Raw genomic sequence first — 13,713 nt, 5'->3', positions numbered from 1 at the left:
AAGGACCCCTTCTCTTGGGAAAAGAAGGAAAAAACCCCCCTCCACCACAAAAAAGCCTCCCCCCATAGAGAGCGAAGAAAAAAAGGACCTGCACCGGGGCCCGCTCCCCCTCACGGTGGCCTCGAGGTGGCTTGAGCCGGGTGTCCCCCGTGCGCGCTCAGGGTGTGCCCTGTCCGCGCCCGCTCAGTGCGCGACGACCGGGGCGCCCGCTCAGTGCGCGACGACCGGGATCTTCACCTCGTCATCGGCAACCTCACCGGCGCCGTCCGCGGACGACGCCACCACGCCGGTCCCCGGCCGCCCGGTGTTGATGAACGTGAACGCGATGGCCGCGGCCACCACCAGGATGCCGACGGCCCACCAGATGGCGCTGGAGTAGCCGTGCACCAGGCCCTGCATCTGCAGCAGCTGCTGCGCCTCGGGGCCGGTCGCACCCGCCGCGTGCGCGGTGAGGTACGAGGCGGTCGCGGAGGCGGCGATCGTGTTCAGCAGCGCCGTACCGATGGCTCCGCCGACCTGCTGCGAGGTGTTCACCATCGCGGACGCGACGCCCGCGTCCCGCGCCTCGACGCCGTACGTGGACAGCGACATGGCCGGCATGAAGGCCGTACCCATGCCGAGGCCGAGCAGCAGCTGCGCCGGCAGGATCAGACCGGCGTACGAGGAACCGACCTCGAGCTGCGTCAGCAGCAGCATGCCCGTCGCGGCGACCAGGAAGCCGGGGCCCATGAGCCGCCGCGGCGCCACGCGGGTCATCAGCCGGGCGCCGATCTGCGTGGAGCCGGTGATCATGCCCGCGATCATCGGGAGGAAGGCGAAGCCCGTCCTTACGGGCGAGTACCCCTTCACGACCTGCAGGTAGTACGTGAGGAAGAGGAAGAGGCCGAACATCGCGATGATGGCGAGGCCCAGCGAGAGGTAGACACCGCCGCGGTTGCGCTCGGTCAGGACGCGCAGCGGCAGCAGCGGCGAGCGGACCCTGGACTCGGTGGCGACGAAGGCCGCGAGCAGGACGGCCGAGGCGACGAACAGACCGATGGTCATGGGGGCCGACCAGCCGTCCGACTCGGCGCGCGTGAAGCCGTACACCAGCGCCACCAGACCGAGGGTGGAGAGGATGACGCCCGGGATGTCGAGCGGCGAGCGGTTGCGGCCGCCGGCCGGCTCGCGGATCACGAAGTACGCGCCCGCCGCGGCGACGACGGCGAAGGGGATGTTGACGTAGAACGTCCAGCGCCAGTCCAGGTACTCGGTGAGGAAGCCGCCGAGGATCAGACCGACGGCGCCACCGCCACCGGCGATCGCGCCGTAGATGCCGAAGGCCTTCGCCCGCTCCTTGGCGTCGGTGAACATCACCGCGAGCAGCGAGAGCGCGGCGGGGGCGAGCAGCGCGCCGAAGGCGCCCTGCAGGGCGCGCGAGCCGAGCAGCATGGCCTCGCCGGTGGCCGCGCCGCCGAGCGCGGAGGCCGCGGCGAAGCCGAGCAGACCGACGACGAAGGTGCGCTTGCGGCCCCACAGGTCGGCGATGCGTCCACCGAAGAGCAGCAGTCCGCCGAAGGCGAGGGCGTAGGCGGTGATGACCCACTGCCGGTTGCCGTCCGAGATCCCCAGATCCCGCTGGGCGGAGGGCAGAGCGATGTTCACGATGGTCGCGTCGAGCACGACCATCAGCTGGGCCAGGGCTATGAAGACCAGGGCTCTCCAGCGACTCGGGTCCGGGCGGGCGGAGTCGGGAAGCTGCGTATCAGCTGTTTTTGACATGGGTGTAGCCACCTAAGGGTGCGTAAGCGTGAAAAACGGTCGTCAGTACCGGCGCGCGTGTGGTACGGGCACAGGTGCGGGTGCTGGTACGGGGAGGGGTGCGCGTACGAGTCGGCGTACGGGCACAGAAGACTTCGGGCCTCGGATTACGGGCTGCTGAAGAAGGGTCACGGGTCAGGGGTCACGGGCTTCGGATCACGGCGGGCTGCTCGTCACGGATGGCACCGCAGGTCCTCCAGGGTCGCGGCCGTACCGGGCAGCTCGGAGCGCCCGGGCGCCTCGAGTCCGTCCAGCAGCAGCTGCAGATGGCGATGGGTGAACCGGTCGATGTTCATGCATCCGGTGCCCGGCAGCGGCCGGGTGAGCTGGGACAGTGCGACCACGAGGTCGCCGACGGCGACGTCGTCGCGGAGCCGCCCCGCCGCCTGCGCCCGGCCGACGAGGCCCTGGACGGCCTGTTCGAGCCGGTCGCGCTCGGCGAGCAGTTCGGGATGTTCCTTGTCGAACGAACCGGAGAGCATCGGGCACAGTGCGCCGATCCGCTCGTCGGCGGCCGCGTGGGCGAAACGGCTCAGCGCGGCGAAGGGGTCCGCCTCCTCCGCGGCCGCCTCCTCCGCACGGTCCGTCGTACGGCTCGTGACGGAGAGGACGACCTCGTGGACGAGGGCGGCCCGGTCCGCGAAGTTCCGGTAGAGAGTGGCGTTGCCGACGCCGGCGCGGCGGGCGACCTCGTCGAGCGGCACGTCGGGACCGAACTCGACGAACATCTCGCGGGCCGCCGACACGATCCGCTCCCGGTTGCGCAGCGCGTCGGCCCGCGGCCTGGGGGCGCGGCGCTCTGCGGTGTCGGTGGCGGGGCTCACGGCTCCACTTCCTCTCGTGGTCCTTCTCCTGGATGAAGGCCCCCGGCCGGGTGACAACCGGGGACGCGCTCCCCGTTTCGCGGGGGGCACCCATGCAAACGGGGAAGCAGTCCCCGGTTATTTCGCCCCACCCGGAAAACTTCTCGTGACCTGGCTCACAATCCTGAAGCCCCCGCTCAGCCCCCCTCTGCGCGGCGTGTCCCACGATCGGCTCACCCGGCGAGCGCCCGCCCCGTGCCCGAACCACGCTGATCGAACGGAGCGCAGCTGAGGACCGGCCGGCTGCCGCGGACCCGAAGGCGACCGCATGCAGCAGACCCGCCACCGGATACGCAGACCGGGCGTGCTCGGCACGGTCGCCGCGCTCGCCCTTGCCGCCCTGACCTCGGCGAGTTCCACGCTCCCCGGACCCTCGCGGGCCTCGGCCGGCCCCGTGGCCACGGCTGAGGAGTCGGCGCTCGGCCCGTGCCGTATCGCGACCACCGCCGGCGTGCAGATGTCGGAGGGCATGCCCACACCAACCGGTTACGCGCGCTCCACGGGCGAGATCCGCGCCCTCAACATCATGATCGACTTCCCGGACGCGGAGGGCGAGGGCACGGCGCGCGAGCGCTACGAGGAGTTCTTCCCGCAGACCCAGGAGTGGTTCGCCACCAGCTCGTACGGGCGCCTCACGTACCGCCCCGAGGCCCCGCTCGCGAACTGGCTGCGGATGCCCCTGCCGTTCGCCGCGTACGGGATAGAGCGCGGCGCACCGTACGAGCCGGGCTACCGGCAGCTGGTGGAGGACATGGTGACCGCGGCCGACCCGCACGTGGACTTCAGCGCGTACGACCTGGTCAACGTCCTCGTCACACCGAACGCCGGCCCGTCCGCGCTGGACACCGTCCTGTCCGTGACGTTCTCCGGGAACCACGAGGCGCCGCACGCGGACGGTGCGCCGCTCGCCAACACCTCGTTCGTCTACAGCCGCCAGGACGACGGGTCCGGATCGTACGACGAGACGGGCTACCGGGTGCTCCCGCACGAGAACGGCCATGTCTTCGGCCTGCCCGACCTCTACACGTCCGAGGGCGGCGGCGCCGTCGGCCACTGGGACATCATGTCCGAGGACTGGGGCGCCAACAACGATCTGCTGGGCTGGCACAAGTGGAAGCTCGGCTGGCTCGACAACGACCAGGTCGGCTGCGTCTCCGCCGCCGGGTCGGCCGAGTACGACCTCACACCGCTGGCCACCAGGGGCGGCCGCAAGCTCGTCTTCGTACCGACCGGCGGGGACTCCGGTTACGCCGCGGAGGTCCGCACCCGGGAGGGCAACGACGAGGCCGTCTGCGAACCGGGCGTCCTCGTCTACCACGTCGAGTCGGACGTCGACACCGGGCAGGGGCCGGTGCGGGTCGCCGACAGCGACGAGGACAGCGGCGGCTGTACGCGGCGGCCCAATGTGCACGCGGAGCTGTCGGACGCGCCGTACCGGCCGGGCGAGTCGTTCACGGACCGACGCCACAGGATCCGGATCACAGTGCTCTCGGAGGACCCGGAGGGGACCTACCGCGTGCGCATCACGCGCTCCTGAGCCCCGGTCTCGGGGGGCTCGGCCGCCCCGATCTGCTCGGCCACCCGGCTCCTGAGCTCCCGCTTGAGGATCTTCCCGGTGGGATTGCGGGGCAGCGCCTCGTCCCGTACGACGACATGGGCCGGCACCTTGAAGGCCGCGAGGCTCCCGGCGACGTGCGCGCGCAGAACGTCGGGCGTGACCGCGGCTTCGGGCCGCAGCCGGACGACGGCCGCGACCTCCTCGCCGAGCACCGGGTGCGGTACACCGAGAACCGCCGCGTCGACGACGTCCGGATGGTCGTGCAGGACGGCCTCGACCTCGACGCAGTACACGTTCTCGCCGCCGCGGATGACGACGTCCTTGATCCGGTCGACGATCGAGATCCGGCCGCCGTCCCGTACGGTCGCGAGGTCGCCGGTCCTGAACCAGCCGTCCTCCGTGAACGCCGCCGCCGTGGCCTCCGGATTCCGCCAGTACCCCCGCACCAGCGACTGCCCGCGGAGCCACAGCTCGCCGACCTCGCCCTCCGGGAGCGCCTCCCCCGCGGGCCCCGCGATCCGGACCTCGGTGGCCGGCGTCGCCCGCCCGGCACTGTCCGGGAACTCCCGGTACTCGGCACCGAAGTTCGCCGTCACGCCTCCACTGGTCTCGGTCAGCCCGTAGCCGTTGCGGGGCTCGATCCGCTGCCCGTAGCGGGCCGTCAGGCGACCGACGAGATCCGGCGGCGCGGCGGCCCCGCCCGTGTTGAGGTGGGTGAGGCTCGCGAGCCCGGCTCCCTGCCGCTCGGCGGCGTCGAGCAGCTGGAGCGCGGCGGTGGGCACCCCGGAGTAGTGCGTGACCCCGTGCTTCTCGATCAGGTCGAGCGCCCTGTCCGCGTCCCACTTCCGCATGAGGACGAGCGTCCCGCCGACGGCCATCACCGAGTAGAGCGTCGTGAAGGCCGCCACATGGAAGAAGGGAAAGGTCATGAGGCAGACGGGTGCGGGCCCCTGCCCCGGGAGCACGCCCCTCGCGAGTGCGGAGGCCGCGGCGGTGTAGCGGGGGTTCATCGCGGCCCCGGCCTGCGCGAGCTGGGTGGCGACGGCGCCCTTGGGACGGCCGGTAGTGCCGGACGTGTAGATGATGGTGGCGTCGTCCTCGGGACGTACGTGGACGTCGGGCGGCGCGGCGGAGGGGTCCGGGGCGGGGAGGTCCTCGTACCGGACGACGCCGTCGGCCGACGGCCCCTCGTGATGAAAGACGATCACGGGCACCGGCACCCGCCTGGCGCCGGCCCAGTCTGCGACCCTGGGCAGCCGCTCCCCGTCGACGAGCAGCACGCGCGGCTCACAGTCGTCGAGCGCGTACGCGAACTCCTCGGCGGTCCACCAGGCGTTCAGCGGCACAGCCACCAGACCGGCCAGCTGCGTGGCCCAGAAGGCGATCTGCCACTCGGGGTGGTTGCGCATCGCGACCACGGCCCGGTCGCCGGGCCGCAGCCCGTACTCCTCGGTGAACCGGCGTGCCAGCGCGGACGCGGCGGCGAAGAACTCCCCGTACGTGTACGCCCCGCTCTCCGCCACGAGGAACGGCCGCTCCCCGAACGCCCAGGTGGCCTCGACGAACTCCCGCAGCGTGCGCGGCCCGGACACGTACACCCCGTCGGCAGTGGCGAACGGGGCGCCGGGGGCGGTCAGGGCACTGAGGGCGGCGGAACGGGGGTGCGGCACGGGTCGCCCTTCTGTCGCGCTGTCGTGTTGTCTCGCTGCCGTACGCGGGCTAAGCGCCCGCTTAGTTCTCTACGACGCTATGCGCGACTCCCCACCCCGTCAAGGTCTGCCCGAGCGGCCCCACCCTCCAGCCACCCCAATTCCTGGGCCCACGTCCCCGACGCCACCCTGCATGCTCAGCTTGCGGCCACACCGGCGCCGCCGTACCCGGCGTGCAGCAGCGCCAAGGCCTTGCGATCGGTCTCGTCCGCTGTCGGCATGCCGTCCACGGCTCCCCCTCCACGTGATCGGCAGGGGTGATCGCCCCCAGCCCCGCCCCCTCTGGATCAAGGCCCTTAAGTCGCCGACCGCCGGAACCCCACCCGCTACACTGTGCGCGGTGGCGCAGCCCTCGTCGGATGCGCCGTCCTGTCCCGCCTTCGTAGCTCAGGGGATAGAGCACCGCTCTCCTAAAGCGGGTGTCGCAGGTTCGAATCCTGCCGGGGGCACAGCACTAAGGGCCAGTTCAGAGGGTTGATCCTCTCGAACTGGCCCTTTCGCATGATCGCGGCCGTGCCACGCACGTGACACAAATGGCACAGGGAGTCGTTTCTCATGACGGTCCGCCCCCAGCCCATGGTCGGGGTTGCCTGTGATCGCCCAACGCCTGCTAGAACCCGGCGTATGACATATCGGTTCACGGCTCGTGCGGCGGGGGTAGAGGTCGACACGGCTAACGACGTCATGACTGCCGGCGTCGCCGAGGACGAAGACGGCAGCGGCTTCATCCTGCTGTTCATGAGCACGCCCACCCGGCAGAACGTGTCGCTCGGTCTCGACACCCACTGCCTGGTGACCCAAGACCAGGGCACGGCCTACGGCTGCGTCCGCGAGGTATCTCTGACGGGCGGGGTGTTGGCGGTGTCCTTGGATCCCGCTTCCCTGGATGACCTCGGCTTGGACGACACGGAGATCGAGGCGGTTCTTGAGGTGTCGACTGAGAACATCGACCGGCTGCGGGAAGTGCTTGCGCAGGTGCTGGCGTTCGGCCGCCCGGACGCCCGTCCTCGACGCGTCGAACTCTGAAAGTCGTTTAGGGTGCCACGTCCCCCTGCCGCTGGCGGATCATGGCCCCGAGCCGATCAGCGATGGCCCGGTCCCGGTCGTTGGTCATGTGCTGGTAGATCAGCGCGGCCCGCGCGGTGCTGTGGCCCATGCGGGTCATCAGCTCACGGGTGCTCGCCCCGGAGGCGACCAAGGTGTTCCCCGTGTGCCTCAGATCGCGGAAGTGGGCGTCAGCCGTGATGCCCGCTTCCGTGCGCGCCTTGGTCCAGTCGTCCCGGAAGTTGCTGCGGCGGAGTCGGCCACCCTGCGGCCCGAGGAAGACGTGGCCATCCCGGCCGGCACCCGCGTAGCGCTCCAGGTGAGGTCCACAGACCGCCCGAGTCGCCGAAAGCTTACGGGCCCCGATCTCTCGCCCCATGGCAGCTCCCGCGCAAACCCTCTCCACACCAACGTTGCGCCTGCGGCCTCGGTAGGTTCGGCGCACCGTGAGTCAAGCGGTGCCCGGCTCAACAGCAGTGGGTCTTCGCTACGGACTGGCGGAAGTCTCCGGTCGCGAATGCCCTAACCGGGATCGTGAAGTACAACGTTCCGGCGTCCCCCCAGCCCCATCCGAGGTCCGCGTCCTCCGCCAGCTGAAGCAGATGGACTGCGGGGCCATCGTCCTCGCGGGAGGTCACCTTGAGCGTGTACGAAGTGTCTGGCCAGCCAAAGGCACAGTGACTGCCGGCGGTGTTCCCGTCGAGATCTCCCATCTCACTGAGAATGAGCGATGCCGCACCCCAGTGCTGTTCCTTGTCGAACTCAACGTCTTCGTCCTCGACATCCCAGCAGTCCGGAAGCATGGTGAGCTCAGCCGCGTGCACAGGCACGGCCGGATAGCTTTTCGCCGGTACAGGTGCCTGCGTCTCGACCGCGCGTGCCGGATCGGCGGGAATCACGGAGTACGCCTCGGGTCCGAACGCATCCAGTTTGCGGTACTCCTCATACGGCAAGTCTGGATCGAGGTAGAAAAAGTTGAGCAGGCCGGGCCGTACGGGCAGTTCATCGCCCAGCCATGCAGCAAGGGCATCGGTATCCAGCACGGCGTGCAGGGACAGCGGAACCCCGCTCTGTTCGGGCCAGGTGGTGCCCGGTTCGAGCAGTGCAGCCCCGCCAAGGCGGCATTGCCCAGTGGCCTGCACATTGTCCATCGGTCGGACCAACTGAAAGCCACGGCGGGCCATGGCGGCAAACTGTCGGCCAGCCTTCTCACCGAGCCGTTCGGTGCATACACGGCTCAAGCTGGCAGAGTCATCGAACCGCATGCCCGGATCTCCTCCCACTTGACGCCGTACAGCGCAGAAGTACAGCAACCGTGGTGACCATAGCCGAACGATGCAAACCCTCGACCACCGGCTGACGAGCTCGACAGATCTCAGCGACCGTCGTGCCCCAAGGCTGGGAATCCGCAGGTCACGCCACAGACCGCCCCACCTCGCTCCTAAAGCGGGCGTCGCAGGTTCGAATCCTGCCGGGGGCACCAGCCAAAAGGCCCCGGACCGATCATGGTCCTGGGCCTTTTGACGGCAGCATTTGACGGCAGTCGCCTCTCAGGCGGCCGGCAGACGGCGCTTGAGCAGGCGGTCCATGGGGCTGATCGCCTCCCGCTGGACGACGTGGTTCGATGGTACGAGCGGCTAGCCAGGCGAGTGCACGCCGTACGCGGGCGGTTGACTACTCCGCGGTTTGCCGATTTCCTGAAGCGTCGGGCTCTTTGGCGCTGGTGAGCCGTTGAGACTCATCCTGCACAGACGTGGATCCGGGCCTCGTTCTCAGTCCGGGGTTCGAGGCCGACTGCGGCGCGGCGGGAGGGCGTTCGGGTTCGAAGCCGAGCCCGGCCCCGGCCAAGAGTGGCCGGAACCGGGGGCCCAGCGCCGGTGAAACCGGTCAGGGCGAGCGGTGAAATCGGTCAGGACAAGACGTCGGTCAGGACGCCAGGTCCGGTCGGTCGGACACCCGCAGCGCGTTGACGATCGGCGTCCCGAAGCCCTTGTGCGTCACGAACCGCACGTTGAGTTGGCCGTCCGTGACCTGGACGGTGGACGTCTTGGTCAGCGCGGCGAAGGTGCCGACCTCGTTTGCGACATCGAGGGACGGGCAGACCTCCTGGCCCTCGATCACCACGTCGAACACCCGCTTGTTCGGGGCCTTCGCCTGAAGTTCGGCGAAGTCCAACTCGATGGTGTAGTAACCGTCGGCCAGCCCGTCGACGCGGTACTCGTACATGCCCTGCTGCGCGTCGGCGAAGCGAGCCGGGTCCTGCGTACCCGTGATCGGCTTGGTGGTCGACACCCGGTTGGAGTTGCCCAGGTAGCCGTAGCCGCCTGCCGTGAACGCCCGGTCCGTCGCCCACCTCTGACCTTCGGCATCGGCGTGGCCGGCCTGGCCGCCGGCGTCGATCGCCAACGGCGTCGAGCCGGCCCTCGCCGAAGACGTTGTTGTCCTCGGGGCCGAGGTCGGTGATCTCGACCGAGCTCGGTGCTCCGACCAAGGAGAGCGCGGGCATGATCGCCATTCAGTGACCTCCGCTCACCAAGGAGAGCACCGCTCCGTCATCCGCCTCGACGGTCGCCTTCGGGATCCAGTCCTGTGCAGCCCGCCAGTCGCGGGTATGCGAGCCACAGCTTTAGGCCGAGTCGACCAGCGGCAGCGAACGCGGGGCGGCGTGACCCGCCGCGTGCACCAGGGCATAGGGCTCCGCAAGGAGTCCGCTCGCGACCAGACCCGGTGGAAGCGGCACGGAGCCGCCCAGCGTGGCGATGGCTACGTCGGCTTTCCCGTCGGCCACTTCACCCGCGGTGCCGAGCCCCACCTCGCGTCCGCGGGTGGTGGCCTGGGACGGCACCTGCGTGGAAGTAGCCGACAGCCCGGCGAACGTGACGCACTTCGGCCGGCACGCAAAGGCCACCAGCCGTCCCGCCGGCTATCCACAGGTGCGGCTGGCCGCCCCCGGCGAATGCGGCACCAAGGCGCTGATCGAGGACGTGTCCGGACCGCTGCTCGGCAAGGAACTGCCGCAGGCCCGCCGCCTGCTGCCCGCTCTCGGACCGGGGATACTGCTGCTGACAGACCGGGGTTACGACGGTTTCGAAGCCATCCGAGATGCCGCGGCTACCGGCGCTGACCTGCTATGGAGAGCGCAATCCGGACGGCTGCTGCCGGTGATCCAGCCCCTGCCCGACGGAAGCCACCTCTCCCAGGTCCTCGACCGCCGTTCCGCCGACCGTCTCGCCGCCTGGCAGCGGCTACGCAGCACAGCCCACGAATTGGGCCATTGCGAGGACTGTGACCATGACCGCTGGTGGCATCAGGTGCGGCACTTCGACGCTCGCGACGAGGCCGCCGAACGGGACCGGATCCGCCAAGCTCGCTGACGGCTGTCGACACTGGTTCGCATCGAGGGCGCGTGCCCCGCGCGGCCCCGCCCGACGCCGCAGTTGGGCGTCTGCCCAGGCGGGGCCGGTCCGCAGCCTCACCCTTCCACACTGGGCTGTACAGCAGCGGAGTACGGCAATCACCGTGACCGCATCCGGCGCCCACGTCGACCATGGGGCGGAAGCGCTCGACCATAGAGGCACGCACGGCGAAGACGCGTACCGCGTCCTACCTGTCATCTTCGTCCCGGCCATCCTCGAAGACGAAGAGCGGTTTGGCGCCATGTGCGGGTGCTTCGGCGAACGAGATGGCTTCAGTGAAGCGTTCGAGCGGGAACGGCTCGCCTTGGGGGATGCTCAGCACTTCATCAGCGACGAGACCGCGAACCTCGGACAGCGCGCGCAGCGCATCCGCAGGTGAGGCAGTGCCGAACCAGCGGTTCAGCCAGAAGCCACGGACTGCTTTGGTCTCGTAGATAACCGAGCGTGCCTGCAGCGGGATCGTCAGCGCTGCCGGGTCAGTCTGCCGATGGGTAGAGAGCGCGCCGTAGACCACGACCTCTCCTCCCGGAGCCAATGCCTGGGATACCTGGGCACCCACGTGGCCCGCGACACAGTCGATGGCCTTGCGGACGCCAGCCGGTCCTGCAATCTCGGCCACACGCTGCAACAGGTCCTCGTCCTCAGTGCAAATGACCTCGTCGCCACCAAGCGCCTTGATCTCCTCGACGGCATCGCGCCGCCGCACGACATTGATCGTGCGAATACCCAGATGCCTGGCCAGCTGAATGACGAGCCGGCCGACGGTGGAGCCCGCGGCCGTCTGCAACAACCATTCACCCGGCTGTACGTCGAGTTCACGGGTCACCAGGAGCAGCGCGGTCAACGGGTTGACGGCGAGTTGGCAGGCGCTGGAGTCGCTCAGATGATCGGGGACCGGCAGGAGCCTTCGTGTATCGGCAACAAGGTATTCCTGCCAAGTGCCGGCCACATGCGGCCCGGGTACCGCCGGGACAGCAACGGCCACCACGCGCTCGCCGATCTTCAGTCCCTCGGTATCCGGGCCCAGGGCCTCAATACGGCCCACGCATTCCATGTGGCCCCCGACAGTGGGAAACTCGGGGGAGAAACCGTAGCGGCCACGCAGCACGTGCAGATCACTGGCGTGAATCGGAGTCGCCTTCACGCGGATCAACGCCTGACCGGCTTCTGGCGTGGGAATCGGCCGGGATTCCAGCCGCAGGACATCGGCCGGCTCGCCAACCTTTTCGGCTACGAGCGCGCGCATGGTTTGTGGCATGGGCATGAGATCTCTCCTCTAGTCGCGCTCGGCGTCGGGCGACGGGGCGGCGAAGTACTGGGCGTATCGCGTCCCGGCAAAGTGCTCGCCCAACAGTCGAGAGAAAAGCAGGACCGACGGCAGTGGACGGTGGTTCACCACGAGATGCTGCGTCTGCCCCTCTGGGTTCCTGTATACGACAGCGATGTTTGCGATCGGCTCACCGCACACCTTCGACGTGTAGTCCTCGACGAAGTCATTCTCTCCGTACTCACCGATGTAGATGAAGTCTTGGTGCTCGTACAGAGTGCGCGCATAGGACAGCACCGTGCGAACGTCCTCGGCCCCGCGCACGATCCCGTTCAGGACCGAGCCCTCCAGCGTCACATCGTCGGCAAGGTTGTCCAGCCAATGCGGGTAATAGTCCGTACGCTGCCGCGCCGGGTCGCCGCTGCCCAGATACATCGGTGTCGTCTTGTCAGTCATCTTCCAGCCCTCCTAGCAGGGGGCCGGCTCCTGCTGGGAGGGACCCCGACGAGCCATTTGAAATAACCGTAACATGTTTACCTATGTTTCTTTGTGCTTTGCGGCGATTGTCGTATGTTTGTTCGACATCGCTGCGTGTCGCTTGTCGCGCCAACCTGCAAGCGCGCGTTGGGAGGCCGGAAAGCAGGTCTGACCTGCGGCTGCAAAGCCCTCGGCGGAGAGCTCGACCGCGATGCCTTCGTGTTCTCCGCGGCGGCCGACTCCTAACTCCCGAACAAGCCTCCAAGCGTCAGCCAGCGATTCCGCCGACTTGCGAAGAAGCTGAAGATCCACACCCATCGCCTGGAGGACCTTCGCGCGTACAACGTGACCGAGCTCCTGGGCGCCGGTGCCGAATTGCGCACCGTCGCCGGCCGCGTCGGTCACGGAAGGGGAGGCGCGACCACGCACAAGTACTACGCGGCCTTCCTAGCCACCTCCGAACGCCAGGCCGTCACCGCTTTCGCCAAGCAACTCCCCGTCCCGGAGGGCCTGCTCGCCGACCGCCCTGTCACCACTGTCATCAACGGCCTCCGCCTGGCGTGCGAGTGCCGCAACGAGTCGCTGTGGGCCATGCTCGTCGTCACCGACGAGGGAACCGAAGCCCTGTGCGGCCAGTGCGAGGCCGCCGTCGAAGCCCGCCCGGACACCGAGGTCGGCCCCATCGGCCGCGCCGTAGAAATGGAAGCGATTCCACCCCGCGAGCTCGCCCCCTGGGAAACCATCGCCCAGGAGCTCGCCGAGGTCATCAAGGACGGCACGATGCTCCCTGGCGAGGAGGTCCCCACGATCGGTGACATCGCCCAGGCCCACGGTGTCTCGGTCGGCACCGCGCACCGCGCCTTCACGCGGCTGAAGAAGGACGGCCTGATCGAGGCCATCTGGGAGGTGAATGTCGACTCCACGATCTGCCGGGCTCACCAGCATGTGGCCGGTGCCCGTCGCAACGGGAACGGCCAGGAGGAGCCGCCCGGCGGCATCCGTACAGCGCCCGATGACCACGGCCTGGGCCGGTCCAGGGGTGGCTGGACGACCAAGATTCATGTGGCGTGCGAGCAGGGCCAGCGGCCGTTATCGCTTCTGATCGCCGCCGGTCAGCGTGGTGACAGCCCTCAGTTCGTGGCCGTCCTGGAAGCCATCCGGGTGCCTCGGCTCGGTCGTCCCCGCATACGCCCTTTGCGGGTGCGGGCGGACAAGGCGCCGAGTGCCGGCCCGCGCGGACGGCGGGTGACCCGTGCGGGGCACTCAGGCAGGACCGGCGGCCGCACGCTCCGCTGTATAGCAGACGTCGCACGTCAGTCGTCTGGCTTCGGGCCTGGCCGGGGGGTTGGGCACGCCAGGAAGCGGATCGCTGGTGACATGCAGATGCGTGCGGCACATCCCGGCCCCGCACCGGGCGCAAGCGGCTACAGCGACAGCCTGTACCGGTCGAAGCGCGTTGGTAGCGCAGTCATAGCAGTTCATGGCGACCGGCCTTTCTCGACTATAAAGCCTTGCCATACTGACGAGACTTGCTGTGATTTCCCCACCCCTACAGTTGAACATGCGAGCGAATGCACTT

General features: G+C 69.0%; 12 protein-coding genes, 1 tRNA gene and 2 pseudogenes. 5 read left to right on the top strand and 10 right to left on the bottom strand.

Annotated elements, in window-relative coordinates:
- Positions 1 to 210: 210 nt before the first annotated feature.
- On the bottom strand, positions 211 to 1,761 hold the full coding sequence (locus tag ACFV9O_RS06310) for an MFS transporter (protein ID WP_385413015.1): 1,551 nt from the start codon (positions 1,759 to 1,761) through the stop codon (positions 211 to 213).
- 212 nt (positions 1,762 to 1,973) lie between these two features.
- Positions 1,974 to 2,624, bottom strand: coding sequence for a TetR/AcrR family transcriptional regulator (locus tag ACFV9O_RS06305; protein ID WP_385413013.1), 651 nt, complete (start codon positions 2,622 to 2,624; stop codon positions 1,974 to 1,976).
- Between the two features lie 307 nt (positions 2,625 to 2,931).
- Here ACFV9O_RS06305 and ACFV9O_RS06300 point away from each other — a divergent pair, with 307 nt between their 5' ends.
- On the top strand, positions 2,932 to 4,200 hold the full coding sequence (locus ACFV9O_RS06300) for a M6 family metalloprotease domain-containing protein (RefSeq protein WP_385413010.1): 1,269 nt from the start codon (positions 2,932 to 2,934) through the stop codon (positions 4,198 to 4,200).
- On the opposite strand, the gene ACFV9O_RS06295 is transcribed toward ACFV9O_RS06300, so the two are convergent.
- Positions 4,173 to 5,891 (bottom strand): class I adenylate-forming enzyme family protein, encoded by a 1,719-nt coding sequence (locus tag ACFV9O_RS06295; protein WP_385413008.1) that lies wholly within the window; start codon positions 5,889 to 5,891, stop codon positions 4,173 to 4,175. The two genes, ACFV9O_RS06300 and ACFV9O_RS06295, sit on opposite strands and share 28 nt — an antisense overlap.
- Before the next feature lie 415 nt (positions 5,892 to 6,306).
- Between ACFV9O_RS06295 and ACFV9O_RS06290 the strand changes: the two genes are divergently transcribed.
- Both ACFV9O_RS06290 and ACFV9O_RS06285 read left to right on the top strand, forming a co-directional pair.
- A tRNA-Arg gene (locus ACFV9O_RS06290) sits at positions 6,307 to 6,379 on the top strand.
- A 175-nt stretch (positions 6,380 to 6,554) separates the two neighbouring features.
- Positions 6,555 to 6,956 (top strand): Imm10 family immunity protein, encoded by a 402-nt coding sequence (locus ACFV9O_RS06285; protein WP_385413006.1) that lies wholly within the window; start codon positions 6,555 to 6,557, stop codon positions 6,954 to 6,956.
- A gap of 7 nt (positions 6,957 to 6,963) precedes the next feature.
- On the opposite strand, the gene ACFV9O_RS06280 is transcribed toward ACFV9O_RS06285, so the two are convergent.
- From ACFV9O_RS06280 to ACFV9O_RS06265, 4 genes and pseudogenes are all read right to left on the bottom strand, one after another.
- Positions 6,964 to 7,353, bottom strand: a complete 390-nt coding sequence (locus ACFV9O_RS06280) for a tyrosine-type recombinase/integrase (RefSeq protein ID WP_385413003.1) — start codon at positions 7,351 to 7,353, stop codon at positions 6,964 to 6,966.
- A gap of 88 nt (positions 7,354 to 7,441) precedes the next feature.
- A complete protein-coding gene (locus ACFV9O_RS06275; protein WP_385413000.1) occupies positions 7,442 to 8,239 on the bottom strand; it encodes a DUF1963 domain-containing protein in 798 nt (265 codons plus the stop codon).
- Positions 8,240 to 8,900: 661 nt separating this feature from the next.
- Positions 8,901 to 9,380, bottom strand: a complete 480-nt coding sequence (locus tag ACFV9O_RS06270; RefSeq protein WP_385412997.1) for a malectin domain-containing carbohydrate-binding protein — start codon at positions 9,378 to 9,380, stop codon at positions 8,901 to 8,903.
- A 37-nt stretch (positions 9,381 to 9,417) separates the two neighbouring features.
- A pseudogene (locus ACFV9O_RS06265) lies at positions 9,418 to 9,792 on the bottom strand (LysR family transcriptional regulator); the annotation flags it as partial.
- Between the two features lie 7 nt (positions 9,793 to 9,799).
- Between ACFV9O_RS06265 and ACFV9O_RS06260 the strand changes: the two are divergent.
- Positions 9,800 to 10,348 (top strand): hypothetical protein, encoded by a 549-nt coding sequence (locus ACFV9O_RS06260; protein WP_385412994.1) that lies wholly within the window; start codon positions 9,800 to 9,802, stop codon positions 10,346 to 10,348.
- Positions 10,349 to 10,577: 229 nt separating this feature from the next.
- Here ACFV9O_RS06260 and ACFV9O_RS06255 read toward each other — a convergent pair whose 3' ends face one another.
- Both ACFV9O_RS06255 and ACFV9O_RS06250 read right to left on the bottom strand, forming a co-directional pair.
- Positions 10,578 to 11,654 (bottom strand): zinc-dependent alcohol dehydrogenase family protein, encoded by a 1,077-nt coding sequence (locus ACFV9O_RS06255; RefSeq protein ID WP_385412993.1) that lies wholly within the window; start codon positions 11,652 to 11,654, stop codon positions 10,578 to 10,580.
- A 12-nt stretch (positions 11,655 to 11,666) separates the two neighbouring features.
- Entirely contained in the window at positions 11,667 to 12,113 is a 447-nt protein-coding gene (locus tag ACFV9O_RS06250) for a hypothetical protein (protein WP_385412990.1), read from the bottom strand.
- Positions 12,114 to 12,725: 612 nt separating this feature from the next.
- On the opposite strand from ACFV9O_RS06250, the pseudogene ACFV9O_RS06245 reads away from it, so the two are divergent.
- Positions 12,726 to 12,971: pseudogene (locus ACFV9O_RS06245) on the top strand (hypothetical protein); the annotation flags it as partial.
- A gap of 426 nt (positions 12,972 to 13,397) precedes the next feature.
- Here ACFV9O_RS06245 and ACFV9O_RS06240 read toward each other — a convergent pair.
- Positions 13,398 to 13,616, bottom strand: a complete 219-nt coding sequence (locus tag ACFV9O_RS06240) for a DUF2180 family protein (protein WP_385413273.1) — start codon at positions 13,614 to 13,616, stop codon at positions 13,398 to 13,400.
- Between the last annotated feature and the right edge of the window lie 97 nt (positions 13,617 to 13,713).

This window comes from Streptomyces sp. NPDC059909, from assembly GCF_042730885.1.
Classification (GTDB): domain Bacteria; phylum Actinomycetota; class Actinomycetes; order Streptomycetales; family Streptomycetaceae; genus Streptomyces.
Note: the sequence above shows the minus strand (reverse complement) of the source record. Positions and strands in the feature narration are given on the sequence as shown.